Source organism: Amycolatopsis sp. NPDC004378 (assembly GCF_053602455.1).
This window is the reverse complement of record NZ_JBSGDR010000007.1, coordinates 34,291-53,062: the sequence shown is the minus strand read 5'-3', so window position 1 is coordinate 53,062 and position 18,772 is coordinate 34,291. Positions and strand designations below refer to the sequence as shown.

Here is an 18,772-nt window from a genome sequence, read left to right as displayed (position 1 = left end):
GTTAGACATGGAAGCACCCGTGCTATAACCTGTCAAGGAGGAGTTGGGAGGTTAGGTTCACGATGACCGACGAGACACTGCTGCTGGACCTGCTGAACACGACGCCGGTGCGCGACGGCACCCCGGTGGACGACCTGGCCGACGAGCGGGCCGGCCGCGCGTGGCTGGCCGCCCACGGCCAGCCGGCCACCGAGGACGAGCACCGCGCACTGCTCGAGGCGCGGGCCGTGCTGCAGGGGATCGTGCGGGGCGACGACGTGCCCGCGTCGGCCGCCCGGTTCGTCGACGCCGTGAGCTACCGGGCGTCCTTCGGCGAAGACGGCGTCGAGTGGGTCCTCGACGTCCCGCCGGGCCGCTCCGCCGCCGCGCGGGCCGTGCTCGCCTGGGACGCGCTCGCCAAGTCGAGCCCCGGCCGGCTGCGCCCGTGCGCCAACCCGGAGTGCCGGCTGTTCCTCATCGACCACAGCAAGCCGAACAGCGCCCGCTGGTGCTCGATGGCGGTCTGCGGCAACCGCATGAAGGCCCGGCGGCACTACCAGCGTTCTCGCACCACGGCGGAGTGAAGGGGACGACCATGGCGCGTTTGGTGTCGCTCAACGTCGGACTGCCGAAGGACGTGGCCTGGCAGGGCCGGACCGTCCACACCGGAATCTTCAAGTACCCCGTCGACGGCAGGCGGCTGGTCCGCCGGCTCAATGTCGACGGCGACGGCCAGGGCGACCTGGGCGGGCACGGCGGCGAGAACCGCGCGGTGCTCGTCTACCAGCGCCGGTCCTACGAGCACTGGCGGGACTTCCTCGGCCGCGACGACCTCGAGAACGGCCAGTTCGGCGAGAACTTCACCGTCGACGGCCTGCCCGACGACGAGGTGCACATCGGCGACCGGTACCGCATCGGCGACGCTGAGTTCGAGGTCACCCAGCCGCGCGTCACGTGCTTCCGCGTCGGGATGCGCCTGGGCGAGCCGCGGATGCCGTCCCTGCTCGTCGCGCACCACCGGCCGGGCTTCTACCTGCGCGTCATCACCGAAGGCCACGTCCGGGCGGGCGACGAGATCGTCCGCACCCGCCGCGGCCGGCACGAAATGAGCGTCGCGGACATCGACGCGCTCCTCTACCTGCCGGACCGCGACCAGGCCGCGCTCCGCAAGGCCGTCGACATCCCCGCGCTCAGCCCCGGCTGGCAGTCGTCGTTCCGCGACCTCCTCGCCTCGCGGCCCGCCGCCGCACCGACCGGGTGGCGCGGCTTCCGGCCGCTGCGCGTCGTCCGGACGGTGCCCGAAAGCCCGGCCGTGACGTCGATCCACCTGGCCGCCGACGACGGCGCGCCGCTCCCCCGGCCCGAGCCCGGGCAGTACCTGACCCTGCGCGTCCCCGGCGCCGATGACCCCGCTCCTGTCCGGAGCTATTCGCTGTCGGCGGCGCCGTCCGAGCACGAGTACCGCATCAGCGTCAAGCGCGACGGCGTCGTCAGCAGCTACCTCACCACGCGGCTGACCACGGGCGCGGTCGTCGACGCCGCGGCCCCGCGCGGCGACTTCGTCCTGGCCGACGGCGACCGCCCGGTGGTGCTGCTGTCCGCGGGCATCGGCATCACGCCGGTGCTGGCGATGCTGCACGCGCTCGCCGCGAACCGGTCACCGCGGGACGTCCGATGGGTGCACACCGTCCGCAACGCCGAGGAGCAAGCGTTTGCGGCCGAGGCGCACGAGCTGGTGGCCGGCCTGCCGCACGGCCGCGAACACGTCGGCTACACCGCGGAAACCGGCCGCCTGACGCTCGCCACGTTGTCCACTTTGGACCTTCCGGCCGACGGGGACGCGTACCTCTGCGGCCCGGACGCGTTCCTGACCGCGATGCGCGAAGCCCTGGTTTCCCTGGGCTTCGACCCGGCGCGCGTCCACAGTGAACTGTTCGGCGGGGTGTCCGCGATCAACCCCGGGCTCACCGACGTCGTCCGCAAGCCACCGCACGCCCCGGACGGCGCGGAGGGGACGGGACCGGCGGTCACGTTCGCCCGCAGCGGCCTCACCGTGCCGTGGAGCGAGCGCTACCCCAGCCTCCTGGAGTTCGCCGAGGCGTGCGACGTGCCGACGCGCTGGTCGTGCCGGACCGGCGTCTGCCACACGTGCGTGACCCCGGTGCTTTCGGGCCGGGTGGAGTACACCTCCGACCCCCTCGAGCCCCCGGCGGCGGGCGAGGCACTGGTGTGCTGCGCCCGCCCCGGGGAGGACGTCGTCCTGGATCTCTGACTCAGCCGAGGTCCAAGCGCATCAGCCAGCGCACCCGCCGATCGGCCCGCGCCCCGGTCGGCCGGATCCGCGCGAACCCGGCGGCTTCGAACAACGTCGTCGTCCCGACGTGCGCCGCGCTGGAGCTGATCCGCTCGCCCTCGGTGTCGACCGGGAAGCCCTCCACGGCGGGCGCGCCGCACGACCGCGCGTACTCGACGGCCCCGGCCAGCAAGGCCGCCGACACCCCGCGGCGGCGGTGCGACGCCTTCACCACGAAGCACACCACGCTCCACACGGGCAGGTCGTCGAGCGGCGGCATCGTGCGAGAGCGCTTCAGTCGCTCCATCCGCGACCGCGGCGACACCCCGCACCAGCCGACCGGCGTGTCCCCGTCGTAGGCCAGCACGCCCGGCGCCGGCTGCTCCGCACAGAGCCCCCGAACCCGGTCGGCCCGCGCTTCGCCGCGCAACGCGCTGTATTCGGCCGAGGTGATCCGGTAGGCGAGGCACCAGCACGCGCGCTCGTTCCCGCTGGGGTTGAGCAGCGCGGCGACGTCTTCGAAGCGCGAAGCAGGGCGGACCGAGACCATGGGCTCACTCTCGGGCGCCCACCCAGGCGATTTGTCGACCCAGGTCAACCCGGCCCGCGACCCGTCGAAGAGAACACGAGACCCGGCCGATTTCCCTGCTCCCTGCTGGGCTTCGCGACCATCACGTGCCTCGCCGGGACCTTCGCGCTGCTGCTCTACTTCGTCCCGGCCAACTCGGCGATGCTCGCTCCCGGGTTCCCGGCCGCCGAGGTCGCCACGGCACTCACGACCTGGAACGCGGTGAACCGGGTGCGGACCGGGCTCGCCGTCGCGGGCGCCGGATTCGCCGTCGTCGCCCGACTCCGGTCGGATGTCCCCGGCGATCACCCGGCCTACCCTGGAACCGGCTGACCGGGACCGGACCGGGCGGAGGGGTCGTGGAGCTGGAACTGCGCCACCTGCGCGCACTCGTGGCCGTCGCGGACACGCGCAGCCTGACGCGCGCGGCCCGCGTGCTGCACGTTTCGCAGCCCGCGTTGTCCGGGCTCCTGCGCCGCGTCGAGCGCACCGTCGGCGGGACACTGTTCGTCCGCTCCCCCACCGGGTGCGAGCCCACGCGGCTCGGCGCGGACGTCGTCGCCGAGGCGCGGACCGTGCTGGCCGGCGTGTCCGCGCTGACCGAGCGCATCGCCGAACGGCGCGAGCCCACCGGGCCGCTGCGCGTCGGCGGGTACTGCGGCTTCCTGCACCTCGCGCTGTCGCGGTGGCTGCGCGACCGGCCGTGGAGCCACGGCGTGAGCGTGCACGAAGACCAGGACGAGACCGCCACCCTCGCCCGGCTCGCCACGGGCGAGCTCGACCTGGCGCTGGTCTACCTCCCGCCGTTGCCGGGCCCCGTGGTCCCGGACGGCATCGCGAGCCTCGTGGTGCACCCGCGGGAGCCGGTGTTCGTGATCCTGGCTCCCGACCACCCGCTGGCAGCGGGGAAATCAGTCCCGTTCGCCGGCCTCGGCGAGCACCCGTGGGCCGACGACCCGCCGGGCACCACGCGCTGGTCGGCCTACCTGCAGCGGGTTTGCCGCCGCCACGGCGTCGCGCTCGACCAGCCGCACCGGCCGCAGTGCCTGGCGACGCTGCTGGACCTGGTGCGCGCGGGGATGGCGGTCGCGCCGGCCCTGGCGACCCGCGAGGACCGGCCCGCGAGCATCGCCGTGCGCGCGCTCGAAGGCGCGCCCCTCTGGCAGGAGCTGCGGCTCTGCTACCGGCCCGGCACGCCGGTGGCGGCGCACGCCGAGGAAATCCACGCCGCCGTCGTCGCGAGTTACGCGAGCCGGGAGGGCTGCAGTGCCGCGTTCGACGACTGGTGGCGCGAACGCGGCCGCGAGCTGCTCACACGGTGACCCGCCAGTGCGAGTTCGGCGACGGGACCTCGAACCGCAGCGTCGGGCAGTCGTAGTCGGCGGGCCGCGGGTTCGCGGTCGGGCGCAACGGCGAGTTCGTCGGCGAGGCGTCGACCCAGTGCCCGGCGACGCGCAGCTTCATCGAGCTGGACTCGAACACCGCGCCACGCGCGTCGGAGCAGTAGTAGGCGTTGCCCGTCGCGGGGTTGCGCGTCGAGTACAGCTCGAAGATGTCCCAGCCTTCGTTCAGCGAGCTCTGGTCGCTGCCGCTCTGCGTGAACAGCGTGTCCCACGCGCCGGTCTTGACGTTGTACAGCGAAGCCGTCCAGCTGGTGCCGGCCGTCTTGACCTCCTGCACGGTGTAGGCCGGGTGCCCGCCGACCGTGCTGGTGTAGGTGGCCAGGAAAGCGCTGTCGATCGGCACGACCTTGGCCGGTGACACCGAACGGCACCAGTCCCAGGCCCAGACCTGCGCCGCCTCGCCCAGCCCGTAGGCGGTCACGACCTCGACGCACGAATGACCGGTGGGCTTCATCGTGGGCGCGTAGACGACGTCGTCGCGGTTGGAGAGCCGCAGGTTCGGCGTGACGCTCTGGGTGACGACCAGCCCGTCCGCGCTCGTGGCGAGCTGGGGTTCGGGTCCCCAGAACGTGTGCCGCTGCGCCGCCGCATTCGCTTGGCGCTGCTGGAGGAACCGGTCGGCCATCGGCCCGGCGGCCGCCTTCGCGGCGGCGCCGGTCAGGCCGGGCACGGTGCCCGTCGCGGACGCCGGCGCGGCGACCGCGATCGTCGTCACGAAGGCGCAACAGAGAACGGCAAGCAGTTTCCGCATCGGCGCATCTCCTCGTCCTGAGCGGACGGGAGCCGCCCGCGGGCCCCGGATGCTAGGCCGAGCTTTCCGTTGCGCGGCACCGACTTTCGGCGGGGCTGGACCGGTCTGGGCCGGTCGCCGCGGGTATGCGATCCGCCGCGCGGCGGTGTTATGCCGCCGTTGCGGCTAGCGGTCGGTGCCGCCGCACCCGGCGTCCGCCGGTCCCAGCCGCCTGACCGGGACGATGCGCGTCAACGCCACCGGCACCGGCGGGCCGGATCCGCTCAGCACCGTGGTATAGACCGTTATACGCGTGAGCTGAACGAGGGGCACCGTCGCGCAGCGGGGCGCCGTCGCCGCGACGAGCGCGACGGAGTCGTGGTCAGTTCAATGGCGCTGCCCCGCAGGGCAGCCGGCGCCTCCGATGCAGTGGGCGTAGAGCAGTCCGGTGACCCCCACCACGGCCAGTCGCACCGGAACCTTCGTCGAGCCGGACTTCTTCCTCGGAATGTGAACCGCCCCCTCGCCCATTCACATCAGTTGATGAACTCGGCCGCGATCGTAAACTGAGGTGACCGAATCGGTCAACTGACGTGAACCGGCGGCCGCGGACCGGCCTCATCGCAGCTAGACTCCGGTCATGCCGGAGGAGATCGCCGCGGGGACGCTCTCCGCGAAGCTGAACCACCTGTTCGGCGTCGTGCGGCCCGCCGACGGCGACGAGTACACCTTCGACGAGGTCGCCGAGTCGATCCGCGCCCAGGGCGGGCCGACCATCTCCGCGACCTACCTCTGGCAGCTGCGCAAAGGCCTCCGCGACAACCCGACGAAGCGGCATCTGGAAGCACTCGCGGGCTTCTTCGGCGTCCCACCGGCGTACTTCTTCGACGACGCCGAAGCCGAGCGCATCGACGCCGAGCTCACGCTGCTCAGCGCGTTGCGCGACGCGCCGGTCCGCCAGATCGCCCTTCGCGCGCGCGGATTGTCGGCGAAGAGCCTGGAAGCGATCAGCGACATGGTCGACCGCGTCCGCGAGCTCGAAGGTCTCCCCGAACCGGCGGGTGAAGCGGACCGATGAGCTTCCGCGGGCGACGGCAGCTGCGGCACCGCTTCGCCGCGGCTCTGCGCGACCTGCACCTGCCGGCCACGTTCGACGTCCCGGCGCTGTGCGCGGCCCTGGGCGAGCGCCGCGGCCGCCCGATCCGCCTGCTGCCGCTGCCGGGGCTGTCGGAGGTGTGCGGGCTGTGGATCGCCACGGACACCACGGACCTGATCGCGTACGAGCAGCACACGAGCGCGCCCCACCAGGACCACATCGTGCTGCACGAGATCGGCCACCTGCTGTGCGACCACTACCCGGTATCGCTCACGCCGGCGGAGCAGATGCGCCTGCTGCTGCCGAGCCTGTCCCCGGAAATGGTCCGCCGCGTACTGGGCCGCGCGGGGTACTCGAGCGTGGAGGAGCGCGAGGCGGAGTTCTTCGCATCACTGTTGGGCCAGCGAGCAGGCCTGACCCCGAAAGGCGACTCGGTCACGGACCGCCTGCGATCAGCCCTGGGCGACGGCGGCGACCATGGGTGACCTGATCCGCCGCTACGGCCCGGCCGTCCTGGCGTGGGCCCTCCTCATCGCCCTCCGCCCCGGCCCGGCCCCCGGTCGTCGGCTCGTGCGGTGCTGCGTCCTGGGCCTCGCCGTCTCGCAAACCGCGCTGACCCCGGCCGTCCGCGGCTTCACCCGGGCGGCCGGTGCGACCAACGTCGAACTCCTCGTCGCCCACCTCGCCATGGTCGTCGCGGTCTGGGCCGGTGCTCAGGTCCTGCTTCGCCTGCACGGAAGCGAAAAGCGAGCCCGACGGCACACGGCGTGGACCGTCGCGGCGGCCGCCACGATGACCGCGCTGTTCGTCCTGGCGCCCGACATGATGCCGCAGTCTCCGCTGGTCATGGAGTACTGCATCGCCTACGCCGTCGCCCTGCTGCCCGAGTTCGCCGTGATCGGGCAGCTGTGCCTGCAGGACGCCCGCACGGCCCCGGACCGCATCCTGCGCGCCGGGCTCGGCCTGGTCGTCGCCGGAGTCGTCGCCGCGGCCGCCTACATGGTGTGCCGGACCGTCGTCGCGATGACCGCCCGGCTGCCGTTCGGCTTCGACTCCGGCCGGGGTTTCCTGCTGAGCAAGGCGTTGCCGACGAGCGCGCACCTGCTCGTGCTCGTCGGCGTCGGCGTGCCCGCCGCGGCCGGGTGGCTGCGGCGCTACCGGCAGTACCGCCGCCTCGGCCCGCTCTGGCTCGCCCTCTACCGCGCCGAGCCCGGAATCGCGCTGGAACCGCCGCGCACCACCGTGTTCCCCACCCGGCTGCAGCTCTACCGACGCGTCATCGAGATCCGCGACGGCCTGCTCGCCATCCGCCCCTACCGCAGCGGCTCCGGCTCCGGCGAGGCGCAGGAGGCCGCCGAGATCGCCGCCGCACTGCACGCCAAAGCGCAAGGGCAGCAACCGCTTTCGCCCGACACGACCGTCCACGGTGGACAGGACCTCGGCAGCGACACCGAGTACCTCTGCCGCGTCGCCGACGCCTACCGCGAACTCACCAGGACCGCGCCGGCCCTGCGCTGAGCCCGCTCGACCTCGGTCCAGGCACGCTGTCGAGCCGGAGCTGTGGGCAGGCGGCTCAGGGACGGGGAAAGACGGTGCCGTCGAACAGCTTCCGGGCGGTGCGGATCACGGTCGACCGGCGGACGCGGGCCCCGTCGAACTCGATCGCCACGGCGAGCTTGCCGCTCGGGTGCTCGATCTGGACGGGCCCGCCGCCGGCTTCGAGCAGCTCGTGCCCGACGGCGCCGTCGAGCAGCAAGGCCGTGACGACGCTGACGCCGCCGAGGACGCCGATCGACGGGTGCGGCTTGACGGGGATGAACGTCCGGGTGCAGATCGCGCCGCCGTCGCGAGGCGCCGCGACGAGCGTGGTCTTCGGGATCGACGAGCCGCGCACGTCGCCGAGGCCCATCAGCTTCCCGGCCTCGACGCGCAGCGCGTCGATCCGCTCGGCGAGCGCGGAACCGGCCAGCTCTTCGACCGGCTCGTACCCGGTGATGCCGAGGTCTTCCGCGCGCGCCACGACCACCGGCATGCCGTTGTCCACACAGGACACGGCGATCCCGCCGACGTCGTCGCGGACGTTGCCGGTGGGCAGCAGGCTGCCGCACACGGACCCTTCGGTCTCGGTAAAGTCGAGCTCGACGGGGGCGGCGGTGCCGGGCACGCCCGAGATGGCCGTGTCCCCGCTGTAGTCGACCTCGCCGCCGGGGGTGGCGAAGGTCGAGACGGCGACGGTGCCGGTGTTGAGCAGCCGAACGCGCACGGTGGTGCGCTCCGGCCCGGCGGGCACGAGCCCGCGTTCGACGGCGAACTGCCCGACGCCGGCCAGGAGGTTGCCGCAGGTCTGACGGTCGGAGACGGTCGCCTCCTCGACGCCGAGCTGCAGGAAGAGGTAGTCGACGTCGTGGCCGGGATCGTCCGCTTTGGACACGACGGCGACCTTGCTGGTGACGGGCTGCGCCCCGCCGAGGCCGTCGAGCTGGCGCGGGTCCGGGGTGCCCATGATCCGCATCAGCAGATCGTCGCGCGCGGCCGGGTCTCCGGGGAGGTCGCCGGCGAGGAAGTAGGCGCCCTTCGACGTCCCCCCGCGCATGAGCATGCAGCGCACGCCGGTCATGCCTGCTCCTTTTCGTACTCCTCGGCGGTCAGGTACCGGACGCCGAGCGCTTCGAGTTTTTCGCGGAGCCCGTACCGATCCAGGCCGAGCTGACCCTGCGCGAACGCTTCCCTTGCGGCGGCTTCCTTTTCGAGCCGGGCCTTCGAGGCCTCGAGTCCGATTCGGACATCTTCACGGCGCACCCGCATGACGCCGTCGTCGTCGGCGAGAACGGCGTCGCCGGGCCGGATCAGCTGCCCCCCGATGACGACGGGCACGTTGACGGCGCCGGCGGTCGCCTTGACGGTGCCCTGCGCACTGACGGCGGCGGACCACACGGGAAAACCGAGAGCCCGCAGGTCGGCGACGTCCCGGACGCCGGTGTCGATGACGAGCCCCCGGACACCACGGTACTTCAGGGCGGTGGCGAAGAGCTCGCCGAAAAGCCCGTCCCGGCAGGGCGAAGTGGTGGTGACGACGAGGACATCGCCTTCCCGGCACTGCTCGACGGCCGCGTGGATCATGAGGTTGTCCCCGGGCCAGCAGAGCACGGTGACGGCGGTGCCGCCGATCCGCACCCCGTCCTGGATCGGCCGCAGGTCCGGCCCGAGCAGCCCGGAGCGCCCGAGAGCTTCGTGAACGGTGGCAACGCCGTAGTCGGCCAGCCGAGTCACCTGCTCGAGCTCGGCACGCGGCGGATCAGTGACGATGACGGGCTTCATACGGGATACGGTACGGTTCGGTCGACGAAATTGTCAACAATTTTGGTGCGCAAGCCTGCGACAGTGAGTGCGAGGAGGCGAGCATTCCGCAGTGTCAGCCACGCCACCCCAGCCACGCGCTAACCCTGCGCAGCGTCGGGTACGCCGCCCCAGCCGGGCGCAAACCCTCCGCGGCGTCGGCCACGCCAGCCAGCCACGCGCGATTGCTCCACGGCACGAGCCACGCCACCCCAGTCAGGCGCGAACCCTCCGCAGCATCGGCCATGCCACCCAGCCAGCCACGCGCGGCTCCTCCGCGGCACGAGCCAGGCCGCCCAGCCAGCCACGCGCGGCTCCTCCACGGCACGAGCCATGCCACCGCACCCAGGCGCGGCCCCTCGGCGGCGTCAGCCATTCCACTCCGCGTCAAGGGCGCAGGTGCGAGACCTCCGCGGCGTCGGCCGCCTTGAGGGCTTCGATCACGCTCGCCAGGTGCACCCGCGCGGCCTCGGCGGCTCGATCGGGGTCGTTCGCGCAGATCGCGTCGATGATCGCCAGGTGCTCCGGGAGCGAGACCTGCGGGCGCCCCGGTCGCATCGCGAGGCGGAACTGGTGCCGCACGCTCTGGCCCCGCAGCCGCTCCAGGACCTGCGCCGCCGTCTGCTGGCCGCTGATCTCGCGGACGCGGCGGTGCAGCCGCTGGTTGAGGCCCGAGTACCCGACGACGTCCCCGCCGGCGACCGCCTGCTGCATCAGCTCACCGAGCTCCTTCAGCTCGCCGACCTCGGCGTCGGAGACGCGCTCCGCCGCCTTCGCCGCGCACAGCGACTCCAGCATCATGCGGACCTCGGAGATCTCGACGGCCTCCTCCAGCGACACCGCGCGCACCCGCGCGCCGCGGTTTTGGACCCGCTCGACCAGGCCTTCGTTGGTCAGCTCGATCAGCGCGGCCCGCACGGTCGCGCGGCTCGCGGCGAACTGGGCCGACAGGTCCGCCTCCACCAGCCGCTGGTTGGGCACGAACTCGCCGCGGACGATGGCGTCCCGGATGGCCGCCACCACCGAACGCTCCCCCGGCTGCCGGTCCGCAGCACTTTCGGTCATACCCCGACTCCGTTGGTAGGAAAAACGCCGTTTGTTGACAATTTTGTCGAGCACATCGTGTACTCGATCGTAGCTTGTAGAGAGGATTTTGCTATGTCCGGAACCATCGCGGTACTGGGACTGGGCGAGGCGGGCAGCGCGCTCGCCCGCGACCTGGCCGCCGAGGGAGCCACCGTCCGCGGCTACGACCCGCTAGTTCCCGCCACCCGCGGCGCGGTTGCCAACGCGCGCAATGCCACGGATGCGAGCACCGAACGCACCGCGGCGGACACCGCCAAACCTGGCGCGACCGGCAACACGGAAGCGACTGCCGAGCCTGCCACCTGGGACATCGTGCTCACCGGCTCCGAAGCCGAGGCCGCCGATGGCGCCGACCTGGTGCTCAGCGTGAACAGCGCCTCCGCCGCCGTCGACGCGCTGGAAGCCGGGCTTGGCGGACTGCGGCCCGGCGCCGTCTGGGCCGATCTCAACACCGCCTCCCCCGGTACCAAGCGCAAGCTGGCCGCGATCGCCGCGGCGCACGGGGCGCCCCTTGCCGACATCGCGATCATGGCGCCCGTCCCGGGGCGCGGGCTGCGCGTGCCGATGCTCGCGACCGGTGCGGCCGCCGAAGCCGTCGCGACGCTGTTGAACTCCTTCGGCGCCGCGGTCGAGGTCATGGCCGGCGACGCCGGGCTCGCCGCCGAGCGCAAGCTCCTGCGCAGCGTCTTCTTCAAGGGCATGTCGGCCGCCGTGGTCGAGGCGCTTCAGGCCGCGCGCGCCGCGGGCTGCGAAGACTGGCTGCGGAAGATCATCGTCGACGAGCTCACCGCCGCGAGCGCGTCCACTGTGGACAGGCTCGTCGACGGCTCCTTCAAGCACGCCGTCCGCCGGACTTCCGAGATGGCGGCCGCCGCCGAGATGCTCGGCGAGCTCGGCGTGCGGGCCGACGTCGCCGGCGCGGCTCGCGACCAGCTTGCGCGCATAGCTGATTCCTCGACGACGCCCGCCGCGGGCCGGGCGCCGGTCAGCGGCTGAGCGGGCTCATCGAGCGGAACCGCCGCACCAGACCGCGGTCGGCTTCACGATCGCGAGGACGAGCGTGGTCCCGGCCGGCAGCACGGCGAGCAGCAGCCCGAGGATCGACCCGGCCGCGACCAGCCCCGGGCTGAAGCTGCCGAACCCGACCACGTTGAACACGACCGTCACGACGGCGTTCAGGATGGCGAACGCGCTGCCGACGATCGTGAGGATCCGGCCCATCGGCTTGCGCAGGAACAGGAGGATGCCGCCGGGCAGCAGCGTCCCGACGAGGATCGCGTCCTCGACCAGGGCGAGGATGAACAGCCAGTGCACGAACCCGAGGCTGACGATCCCGATGACGCCGGCGATCACGCCGAAAACCGCGAACAGCCCGCCGAGCACGGCCAGGACGCCGGCGATGATCGCGGTGACCCCGCTCGGCTTCGGCTGCATCCCGTAGCCGGGGTAGGGCGCCTGCGGGTACGGCTGGGCGAACCCGCCCGGGTACGGCTGCTGGCCGGGGAAACCACCCGAAGGTGCGTACGGCTGGAGCCCCGCGCCGGGCTGGGCGGGGTACGGCTGCTGCCCCGGACCGGGCTGCGCAGGGAAACCACCCGAAGGCGCCGGATACGGCTGCGCCGGACCGGGCTGCGCGGCAAACCCACTCGACGGCTGCCCTGGATCAGGCTGCCCGGGGAAACCACTCGACGGCTGCCGCGGATCGGGCTGCCCGGGGAAACCACCCGAAGGCTGCCCCGGACCCGGCTGCCCGGGGAAACCACCCGAGGGCGCCGGATACGGCTGCGCCGGACCAGGCTGCGCGGGAAAGCCACCAGAGGGATACGGCTGCTGCCCGGGGTACTGCGGATTAGTCATGACGTCCTCGGTCTCGGCTGACCGCCCCCACGGTGCGCCTTCAGGCCCCGGCGGCTCGGGCGCAGTCTCTCACGCGGCGTCCGTCCGGACCCGGGAGGCCGCGCCCGAGGGCCGGCCAAGCGCAGTCACGGGGCGCTCACGGCGGCGACCCCATAGTCACAACCTCGTCGCAGATATTGTCAACAATTTCTTCGACGATTAGTGTGCGAGTATCAAGCATGCGGAGCGACGAGGAACCACCTTGATCATCGACTGCCACGGCCACTACACGACCGCGCCTCCCGCCCTCGCGGCGTGGCGCGACCAGCAGATCGCGGCGCTGGACGACCCCGGCGCCGCCCCCGCGCCCGCCGACCTGCGCATCAGCGACGACGAGCTGCGCGAGACGATCGAGCCGAACCAGCTGCGCCTGATGGACGAGCGCGGCATCGACCTGACGATCTTCTCCCCGCGCGCGTCGTTCATGGCCCACCACATCGGGGACTTCGCAACCTCACAAGCGTGGGCGGCGATCTGCAACGAGCTCTGCCACCGCGTCAGCACGCTCTACCCGGAACGGTTCGCGCCGGCCGCGATGCTGCCGCAGTCGCCGGGTGCCGACCCGGCCACCTGCGTCCCCGAGCTGACGCGCTGCGTCGAGGAGTACGGCGCCGTCGCGCTCAACCTCAACCCCGACCCCAGCGGCGGGCACTGGACGGCGCCGCCGCTCACCGACCGGTCGTGGTACCCGATCTACGAGAAGATGGTCGAGTACGACATCCCGGCCATGGTGCACGTCAGCACCAGCGTCAACCCGGCGTTCCACACCACCGGCGCGCACTACCTCAACGCCGACACGACCGCGTTCATGCAGCTCGTGCAGGGCGACCTGTTCACCGACTTCCCCACGCTGCGGCTGGTCATCCCGCACGGCGGCGGCGCGGTGCCCTACCACTGGGGCCGGTTCCGCGGCCTCGCGATGGCCCTGGGCAAGCCGGAACTGGAAGACCACGTGCTGAACAACGTCTTCTTCGACACCTGCGTCTACCACCAGCCGGGTTCGGACCTGCTCTTCGACGTCATCCCGGCGCGCAACATCCTCTTCGCGTCGGAGATGATCGGCGCCGTCCGCAGTGTCGACCCGCGCACCGGGCACCCCTTCGACGACACCCGCCGGTACGCCGAAGCCGCCAAACTGTCCGAAGAGGACTGGGCCGCGATCCGCGAGCACAACACCCGCCGCGTCTACCCGCGACTGGACGCGCTCCTCAAAGGACAGGGCCGGTGACGGCGCCCAAGACGCCCGGCTGGCTGGACTGGTGCGCCGGGCCGTCCAAACCGGACTTCACCCTGCCCCACGGCACCGTCGACGCCCACTGTCACGTCTTCGGCCCGCAGCGGGAGTTCCCGTTCGCGCCGCAGCGCAAGTACACGCCGTGCGACGCGAGCAAGGACCAGCTCTTCGCCCTGCGGGACCACCTCGGCGTCGCGCGCAACGTCATCGTGCAGGCGACCTGCCACGGTGCCGACAACTCCGCGATGGTCGACGCCGTCCGCTCGGCACGGGGCCGGGCGCGCGGGGTCGCGACCGTCCGACCCGGCACGAGCGAAAAGGACCTCCAGGAGCTCGACGAAGCGGGCGTGCGCGGTGTGCGGTTCAACTTCGTGAAACGGCTCGTCGACGCGTCGCCCAAGGAGGACCTGAGCACGATCGCGGAGAAGATCGCGCCGCTCGGCTGGCACGTCGTGCTCTACTTCGAGGCCGCGGACCTGCCCGAGCTGGAAGGCTTCTTCGACACGCTCCCGGTGCCGCTCGTGATCGACCACATGGGACGCCCCGACGTCACGAAACCCGTCGACGGCAAGGAGTTCGACCGCTTCCTGGCGTTCGTCGACCGCAACGACGTCTGGGTGAAGGTGAGCTGCCCCGAGCGCCTCACCGTCACCGGTCCCCCGGCTCTCGACGGCGAACGGCACGCCTACACCGACGTCGTGCCCTTCGCCCGGCGCGTCGTCACCGAGTTCCCCGACCGGGTGCTCTGGGGCACCGACTGGCCGCACCCGAACCTCAAGGACCACATGCCCGACGACGGCCTCCTGGTCGACCACGTCCGGCAGGTGGCCGAAACCGCCGAGCTGCAGCGAAAACTGCTCGTCGACAACCCGATGCGCCTCTACTGGCCCGGCGAAACCGCCTGAATCCCCGAAGGGCATGCAATGCAGCACGCCAACGCGCTCAACCGCCTGAACCGCCTGCCGATCTCGCGGTTCCACAAGGTCACCCTGCTCGCCGTCTCGTTCGCCTACTTCTTCGAGTTCGCGGACATCAACAGCTTCGCCACCACCGCGCCCAAGCTCATCAAGCTCTGGGGCGTGACGGTCGACCAGGTCGCCTACGTGACCTCGCTGTCGTTCGTCGGGATGTTCTTCGGCTCGATCGCCGCGAGCACGCTCGCCGACCGGTTCGGCCGCAAGAAGGCGCTGATGTGGACCACGGTGTGGTTCGGCGTCTTCTCGTTCGCCGCCGTGTTCTCCTGGGACGTCGTGTCGCTGGGCGTGTTCCGCGTCCTGACGTCGGCCGGGCTGTCGGCGATGACGGTCGTCGCGGTCATCTACGTCAACGAGCTGTACCCGGCGGCCAGCCGCGGCAAGTACCAGGCCTACGCGATCGTGATCGGCATCTGCGGCACGCCCGTGACGAACCTGATCGCCAGCGCCGTCGTGCCCATCAACTCGTGGTCGTGGCGGCTGGTGTACCTCTGGGGCGCGCTCGGCGTGCTGCTGGTGCTGTTCACGCGCCAGCTGAAGGAATCGCCGCGCTGGTACGAAAGCCGCGGCCGGCACGCCGAGGCCGACGCCGTGCTGCGGGAGATCGAGGAGCGCGTCGCGGCCGAGAAGGGCCCGCTGCCCGAGCCGGCGCCGCCCGTCGACGAGGCCCCGGTCTCCAAGGCGCCGCTGCGGTTGCTGCTCAAGAAGAAGTACCTGCTGCCCACGTTGCTGCTGACGGTCCTGTGGGTGACGCAGACGATCGGCTTCTTCGGCTACTCGAGCTGGGCGCCGACGCTGCTGGCCAAGGAAGGCTTCAGCGTCGAGAAGTCGGTGTTCTACGTGGCCCTCACGACGGTCGGTGCGCCGCTGGGCTCCTACCTGGCCGCGCTGGTCACCGACCGGTTTGAACGCAAGTGGTGCCTGGTCGCCTTCGGCGCGGTCATCGCGTTGTGCGGCCTGTTCTACGGGCTCACGTTCAACCCGGTCCTGATCGTGGTCTTCGGGTTCCTGGTGAACATGTTCGAGCGCGGCTACACGGCCTTGGGCTACGCGTACTCGCCGGAGCTGTTCGACACCCGGGGCCGCTCGCTGGGCACCGGGGTGTCGTACGGGCTCGGCCGGTTGTCGAACGCCGCCGGCCCGCTGATCGTCGCCGCGCTGTACAACGGCAGCGGGTACCAGAGCGTGTTCCTGTTCATCGCCGGGACGTGGCTCGTGGGCGCGGTGGTTCTGGCGGTGTTCGGCCCGCGGACCCGGCCGTCGCGGGTGCAGCGGACCGCCGCCGAGCCCGCCGCGGTCTGACTCGGGAGTCCGGGTCGTGCCGGTCGTCGAACATGCCTGCAGACGGGCGTCGCGTTGTTTCCGGGCGGCCGTCAGCTGGTTGCGGCGCGGCCCGCGTCGAAGCTGCGCAGCGCCGCACCGACCGCCGCCGCCACGGTGACCTCGAAGATCTCGTCCTCCGACCTCCCCGCGCCGGTCAGCCGCTGGACATCGTCGTCGGTCACCCGGTGCGAAGCGTCCCGGACCAATGCCGCATACGTCCGCCACGGCTCCTCCAGTCCCTCCCCCGTCGCCGCCGCTCGGCGCAACTCCGGCGGCGTCGATGCCGGCTGCTCGAAGACGCTTTCGCGCAGGTCGTCGGGGCTCTCGGCGAGCAGGAAACCCGGGAACCGGTAGCCCGCGCGGTGCAATGCCCTGGTGCCCGATTTCAGCTGGCCGTCCAGCAGCTCGAAACCGAACGCGTTGGCCAGGCGGTTGACGATGTTCCACACCAGGTTGACGTTCAACGCCTCCAGCACCGCGTGCGGCGGCACGTCGCGCAGGGGTGCGGGATCCGGCAGGGCGTCGCGGGAGACGTCCTCGATGAATCCCTGCACCGCAAGCAGTTCCGGGCGGGCGCCGGCCGGGTGGTCGGGGTCGATCTCGCCGTGGCCCGCGATGCGGGTCAGCTCGGCGTGCGTCACCAGGCAGAACGGGCACTCGTGCACCCGGGCCGTGCTCATCGCCAGGTATTCGCGCTCGGCCGCCGTCCAGTACGAGGCGCCGCGCATCGCGGGTGCGGTCAGCTCCAGCAACGGGCGGGTCAGGAACCCCGGGCGGTACAGCAGCAGTTTGACGATGTCCGGGCTCGGCACGCCGGACAGCTTGCCCGTGACGGCCATGAAGAGCCGGGCTCGGCGCCGGTGGCCGTGGTCCAGGATGGACAGTCGCATCAGGACTCCAGTTCGCGCAGGCGAGCGGTGAGGAAGCGGTGGTCGGCCGGGGCTTCGGCCAGGTCGCGGGCGACGCGGTAGGCGGCGACGGCGTCCTCGGGCCGGCCGAGGCGGCGCAGCAGGTCCGCGCGAGCGGCGTGCCAGAGGTGGTAGCGGTCGAGGCCGCCGATCGCCTCGACCAGGGCGAGCCCGGTCGCCGGGCCGTCGGCCATCGCGACGGCCACGGCGTGGTTGAGCGCCACCACGGGCGACGGCGCGAGCGTCCGCAGCTGCGCGTACAGGGCCGCGATCCGGGCCCAGTCCGTGTCGGCGGCCGCGCGCGCCTGGGCGTGCTGCGCCGCGATCGCCGCCTGCAGCTGGTACTGCCCGACCGTCCCGCGGCGCAGGGCCCGGCCGAGGACGCCGAGCGCCTCCGCGATCTCGGCCCGGTCCCAGCGGGTGCGGTCCTGGTCTTCGAGCAGGACGACGTCACCGGCGGGCGTGCAGCGGGCCGCCGAACGCGAGTCCTGCAGCAGGAGCAGCGCGACCAGGCCGAGCGTCTCCGGCTCGTCGGGCATCAACGCGGCCAGCAGCTTCGCCAGCCGGATCGCCTCGCGCCGGAGCCCGCGTCCCGAGGGTGACGCGTAGCCACGGGTGAAAACGAGGTAGATCACCGCCAGGACGCCGGCGAGGCGATCAGGCAGCAGGTGGTCCGGCGGGACGCTCAGCGAGATGCCCGCGTCGCGGATCTTGCGCTTCGCCCGCACCAGTCGCTGGGCCAGCGCCGGCTCGGTGACCAGGAAAAGCTGTGCGATCTGCGCCGCGGTCAGGCCGGCGACCGCCTGGAGCGTCAACGCCACTCGCGCGTCTTCGGCCAGGGCCGGGTGACAGCACGTGAAAAGCAGGCTCAGCCGGTCGTCACCGACCCCGGCGAGCCGGTCGTCCGGCAGGGTCACCGTCTTCACCCCGCTCTCGCCCGCCGCGACCCGGGCGAGCTTCGCCTGCCCGACGCGGGCGCGGCGGATCCGGTCGACGGCACTGTTGCGCGCCGCAGTCAGCAGCCAGGCCGCCGGGTCGTCCGGAACGGTCGTCTCCCAGGTCCGCAGGGCCCGCGCGACCGCGTCCTGCAGGGCGTCCTCGGCCAGTTCGAAGTCGCCGAGCACCCGGACCAGCGCGGCGAGCAGCCGGGCGCGGTCTTCGCGGTAGACGCGCTCGACGACGTCGGCGGCCGCATCAGCCACGGACGGTCCGGTGGTCCAGCCCCGGCACCCCGGCGACGGGCCGGACTTCGATCGAACCCTGCGACGCCATCGGGCACAACGCGGCCAGCTCCAAGGCCTCGTCGAGGTCCCGGCAGTCGAACACGTACACCCCGCCGAGGTGCTCGTGGGTCTCGGCGAAGGGCCCGTCGGTGACGAGCGTCCGGCCGTCCTTGACCGTGACGGTCGTGGCGGTGTGCTCGCCCTGCAGGGGGTGCCCCGAGACGAACACCCCGCGCCGCCGGCACTCGTCGGCGAAGGCGTTCACGGCGGCCAGCGCCCCCTCGAACCCGGGGTCGCCCGGTTCGGGGCGTTCGCAGTTGTAGATCAGCAGCATGTACAGCACGTGCGCTCCTTCGTCCGGCACCGTCACCAGGGATGACGAACGGGAAGACGGTAACTCGACATCGCCGCCGAGGGCATTTTCACCAGGCCGGGCCGCGGAGGAGGCGGAGCCGGTCGGCTTCGGCCTGCAGACGCCGGGAGTGGGCGCGGGCCCGGAGCGCGCGCCGGGAGAACATCGCCGCCCGGCTCGGGTCGTCGGTGCGCGCAGACGTCTCCTCGTTGCCGATCGCCATCGCGGACCACGTCGCCGCGAGAGATTGGTAGAGCTGCCAGGTCGAGACCGGCTCGTCCACGTAGAGCCCTTTACCCCGGTCTCGCCAGGCTCAAACGCGGCAGGCCAGAAATTACCAAAGGTAAGTTCTGTGGCCGTCTTGACTTTAC

Annotated in this window: 20 protein-coding genes; 10 read left to right on the top strand and 10 right to left on the bottom strand. The window is 72.1% G+C overall.

Annotation, left to right across the window (positions count from 1 at the left end; all coding sequences use genetic code 11):
- Window positions 1-62: 62 nt before the first annotated feature.
- Both ACWEN0_RS22020 and ACWEN0_RS22015 read left to right on the top strand, forming a co-directional pair.
- Window positions 63-563, top strand: coding sequence for a CGNR zinc finger domain-containing protein (locus ACWEN0_RS22020; protein ID WP_451976345.1), 501 nt, complete (start codon window positions 63-65; stop codon window positions 561-563).
- An 11-nt stretch (window positions 564-574) separates the two neighbouring features.
- A complete protein-coding gene (locus ACWEN0_RS22015) occupies window positions 575-2,251 on the top strand; it encodes an MOSC domain-containing protein (protein WP_451976342.1) in 1,677 nt (558 codons plus the stop codon).
- A gap of 1 nt (window position 2,252) precedes the next feature.
- On the opposite strand, the gene ACWEN0_RS22010 is transcribed toward ACWEN0_RS22015, so the two are convergent.
- Window positions 2,253-2,822 carry a GNAT family N-acetyltransferase gene (locus ACWEN0_RS22010; RefSeq protein WP_451976339.1) on the bottom strand — a complete coding sequence of 190 codons (570 nt, stop codon included), beginning with the start codon at window positions 2,820-2,822 and terminating at the stop codon, window positions 2,253-2,255.
- 377 nt (window positions 2,823-3,199) lie between these two features.
- On the opposite strand from ACWEN0_RS22010, the gene ACWEN0_RS22005 reads away from it, so the two are divergent.
- A complete protein-coding gene (locus ACWEN0_RS22005; RefSeq protein WP_451976337.1) occupies window positions 3,200-4,162 on the top strand; it encodes a LysR family transcriptional regulator in 963 nt (320 codons plus the stop codon).
- On the opposite strand, the gene ACWEN0_RS22000 is transcribed toward ACWEN0_RS22005, so the two are convergent.
- Window positions 4,152-4,994 carry a carbohydrate-binding protein gene (locus ACWEN0_RS22000; protein WP_451976334.1) on the bottom strand — a complete coding sequence of 281 codons (843 nt, stop codon included), beginning with the start codon at window positions 4,992-4,994 and terminating at the stop codon, window positions 4,152-4,154. The two genes, ACWEN0_RS22005 and ACWEN0_RS22000, sit on opposite strands and share 11 nt — an antisense overlap.
- 619 nt (window positions 4,995-5,613) lie before the next feature.
- Here ACWEN0_RS22000 and ACWEN0_RS21995 point away from each other — a divergent pair.
- The 3 genes from ACWEN0_RS21995 to ACWEN0_RS21985 are packed head-to-tail and all read left to right on the top strand — an operon-like array spanning window position 5,614 to window position 7,587.
- On the top strand, window positions 5,614-6,051 hold the full coding sequence (locus tag ACWEN0_RS21995) for a helix-turn-helix domain-containing protein (RefSeq protein ID WP_451976331.1): 438 nt from the start codon (window positions 5,614-5,616) through the stop codon (window positions 6,049-6,051).
- On the top strand, window positions 6,048-6,554 hold the full coding sequence (locus tag ACWEN0_RS21990; RefSeq protein WP_451976328.1) for a hypothetical protein: 507 nt from the start codon (window positions 6,048-6,050) through the stop codon (window positions 6,552-6,554). The genes ACWEN0_RS21995 and ACWEN0_RS21990 overlap by 4 nt, the downstream gene beginning before the upstream one ends.
- On the top strand, window positions 6,547-7,587 hold the full coding sequence (locus ACWEN0_RS21985) for an MAB_1171c family putative transporter (protein ID WP_451976325.1): 1,041 nt from the start codon (window positions 6,547-6,549) through the stop codon (window positions 7,585-7,587). The genes ACWEN0_RS21990 and ACWEN0_RS21985 overlap by 8 nt, the downstream gene beginning before the upstream one ends.
- Before the next feature lie 55 nt (window positions 7,588-7,642).
- On the opposite strand, the gene ACWEN0_RS21980 is transcribed toward ACWEN0_RS21985, so the two are convergent.
- The 3 genes from ACWEN0_RS21980 to ACWEN0_RS21970 all read right to left on the bottom strand — a co-directional run bounded on the left by ACWEN0_RS21980 (window position 7,643) and on the right by ACWEN0_RS21970 (window position 10,470).
- Entirely contained in the window at window positions 7,643-8,686 is a 1,044-nt protein-coding gene (locus ACWEN0_RS21980) for a 4-oxalomesaconate tautomerase (protein ID WP_451976322.1), read from the bottom strand.
- On the bottom strand, window positions 8,683-9,387 hold the full coding sequence (locus tag ACWEN0_RS21975) for a 4-carboxy-4-hydroxy-2-oxoadipate aldolase/oxaloacetate decarboxylase (protein WP_451976319.1): 705 nt from the start codon (window positions 9,385-9,387) through the stop codon (window positions 8,683-8,685). The genes ACWEN0_RS21980 and ACWEN0_RS21975 overlap by 4 nt, the downstream gene beginning before the upstream one ends.
- A gap of 405 nt (window positions 9,388-9,792) precedes the next feature.
- Window positions 9,793-10,470 carry a GntR family transcriptional regulator gene (locus ACWEN0_RS21970; protein ID WP_451976316.1) on the bottom strand — a complete coding sequence of 226 codons (678 nt, stop codon included), beginning with the start codon at window positions 10,468-10,470 and terminating at the stop codon, window positions 9,793-9,795.
- Window positions 10,471-10,563: 93 nt separating this feature from the next.
- Here ACWEN0_RS21970 and ACWEN0_RS21965 point away from each other — a divergent pair, with 93 nt between their 5' ends.
- Window positions 10,564-11,487, top strand: coding sequence for a DUF1932 domain-containing protein (locus tag ACWEN0_RS21965; protein WP_451976313.1), 924 nt, complete (start codon window positions 10,564-10,566; stop codon window positions 11,485-11,487).
- 6 nt (window positions 11,488-11,493) lie between these two features.
- On the opposite strand, the gene ACWEN0_RS21960 is transcribed toward ACWEN0_RS21965, so the two are convergent.
- Complete coding sequence (locus ACWEN0_RS21960; RefSeq protein ID WP_451976311.1) at window positions 11,494-12,348, bottom strand: hypothetical protein; 855 nt, start codon at window positions 12,346-12,348, stop codon at window positions 11,494-11,496.
- Between the two features lie 241 nt (window positions 12,349-12,589).
- Between ACWEN0_RS21960 and ACWEN0_RS21955 the strand changes: the two genes are divergently transcribed.
- From ACWEN0_RS21955 to ACWEN0_RS21945, 3 genes are read left to right on the top strand one after another with little or no spacing between them, the layout of a single operon-like run.
- Window positions 12,590-13,615 (top strand): amidohydrolase family protein, encoded by a 1,026-nt coding sequence (locus tag ACWEN0_RS21955; protein WP_451976308.1) that lies wholly within the window; start codon window positions 12,590-12,592, stop codon window positions 13,613-13,615.
- The gene (locus ACWEN0_RS21950; RefSeq protein ID WP_451976306.1) at window positions 13,612-14,526 is read left to right on the top strand and encodes an amidohydrolase family protein; all 915 of its coding nucleotides are present in this window, start codon (window positions 13,612-13,614) and stop codon (window positions 14,524-14,526) included. Before ACWEN0_RS21955 ends, ACWEN0_RS21950 begins: the two co-directional genes overlap by 4 nt.
- A gap of 18 nt (window positions 14,527-14,544) precedes the next feature.
- On the top strand, window positions 14,545-15,897 hold the full coding sequence (locus tag ACWEN0_RS21945; protein ID WP_451976303.1) for an MFS transporter: 1,353 nt from the start codon (window positions 14,545-14,547) through the stop codon (window positions 15,895-15,897).
- A 71-nt stretch (window positions 15,898-15,968) separates the two neighbouring features.
- Here the strand turns inward: ACWEN0_RS21945 and ACWEN0_RS21940 are convergent, their stop codons facing one another.
- The 4 genes from ACWEN0_RS21940 to ACWEN0_RS21925 all read right to left on the bottom strand — a co-directional run bounded on the left by ACWEN0_RS21940 (window position 15,969) and on the right by ACWEN0_RS21925 (window position 18,684).
- Window positions 15,969-16,808: a hypothetical protein gene (locus tag ACWEN0_RS21940; protein WP_451976300.1), complete on the bottom strand. Its 840-nt coding sequence runs from the start codon at window positions 16,806-16,808 to the stop codon at window positions 15,969-15,971.
- Complete coding sequence (locus ACWEN0_RS21935; RefSeq protein ID WP_451976297.1) at window positions 16,808-18,028, bottom strand: RNA polymerase sigma factor; 1,221 nt, start codon at window positions 18,026-18,028, stop codon at window positions 16,808-16,810. Before ACWEN0_RS21935 ends, ACWEN0_RS21940 begins: the two co-directional genes overlap by 1 nt.
- Complete coding sequence (locus ACWEN0_RS21930) at window positions 18,021-18,392, bottom strand: YciI family protein (RefSeq protein WP_451976294.1); 372 nt, start codon at window positions 18,390-18,392, stop codon at window positions 18,021-18,023. Before ACWEN0_RS21930 ends, ACWEN0_RS21935 begins: the two co-directional genes overlap by 8 nt.
- A 79-nt stretch (window positions 18,393-18,471) precedes the next feature.
- Entirely contained in the window at window positions 18,472-18,684 is a 213-nt protein-coding gene (locus ACWEN0_RS21925; protein ID WP_451976291.1) for a hypothetical protein, read from the bottom strand.
- Between the last annotated feature and the right edge of the window lie 88 nt (window positions 18,685-18,772).

Excerpts from the sequence above, each read along its gene's own strand:
- ACWEN0_RS22000 (WP_451976334.1), bottom strand. The coding sequence starts at position 4,994 with ATGCGGAAACTGCTTGCCGTTCTCTGTTGCGCCTTCGTGACGACGATC.
- ACWEN0_RS21965 (WP_451976313.1), top strand. The coding sequence starts at position 10,564 with ATGTCCGGAACCATCGCGGTACTGGGACTGGGCGAGGCGGGCAGCGCG.
- ACWEN0_RS21985 (WP_451976325.1), top strand. The coding sequence starts at position 6,547 with ATGGGTGACCTGATCCGCCGCTACGGCCCGGCCGTCCTGGCGTGGGCC.
- ACWEN0_RS21960 (WP_451976311.1), bottom strand. The coding sequence starts at position 12,348 with ATGACTAATCCGCAGTACCCCGGGCAGCAGCCGTATCCCTCTGGTGGC.
- ACWEN0_RS21980 (WP_451976322.1), bottom strand. The coding sequence starts at position 8,686 with ATGACCGGCGTGCGCTGCATGCTCATGCGCGGGGGGACGTCGAAGGGC.
- ACWEN0_RS21945 (WP_451976303.1), top strand. The coding sequence starts at position 14,545 with ATGCAGCACGCCAACGCGCTCAACCGCCTGAACCGCCTGCCGATCTCG.
- ACWEN0_RS22010 (WP_451976339.1), bottom strand. The coding sequence starts at position 2,822 with ATGGTCTCGGTCCGCCCTGCTTCGCGCTTCGAAGACGTCGCCGCGCTG.
- ACWEN0_RS21975 (WP_451976319.1), bottom strand. The coding sequence starts at position 9,387 with ATGAAGCCCGTCATCGTCACTGATCCGCCGCGTGCCGAGCTCGAGCAG.
- ACWEN0_RS21995 (WP_451976331.1), top strand. The coding sequence starts at position 5,614 with ATGCCGGAGGAGATCGCCGCGGGGACGCTCTCCGCGAAGCTGAACCAC.
- ACWEN0_RS22020 (WP_451976345.1), top strand. The coding sequence starts at position 63 with ATGACCGACGAGACACTGCTGCTGGACCTGCTGAACACGACGCCGGTG.
- ACWEN0_RS21970 (WP_451976316.1), bottom strand. The coding sequence starts at position 10,470 with ATGACCGAAAGTGCTGCGGACCGGCAGCCGGGGGAGCGTTCGGTGGTG.
- ACWEN0_RS22015 (WP_451976342.1), top strand. The coding sequence starts at position 575 with ATGGCGCGTTTGGTGTCGCTCAACGTCGGACTGCCGAAGGACGTGGCC.
- ACWEN0_RS21990 (WP_451976328.1), top strand. The coding sequence starts at position 6,048 with ATGAGCTTCCGCGGGCGACGGCAGCTGCGGCACCGCTTCGCCGCGGCT.
- ACWEN0_RS21940 (WP_451976300.1), bottom strand. The coding sequence starts at position 16,808 with ATGCGACTGTCCATCCTGGACCACGGCCACCGGCGCCGAGCCCGGCTC.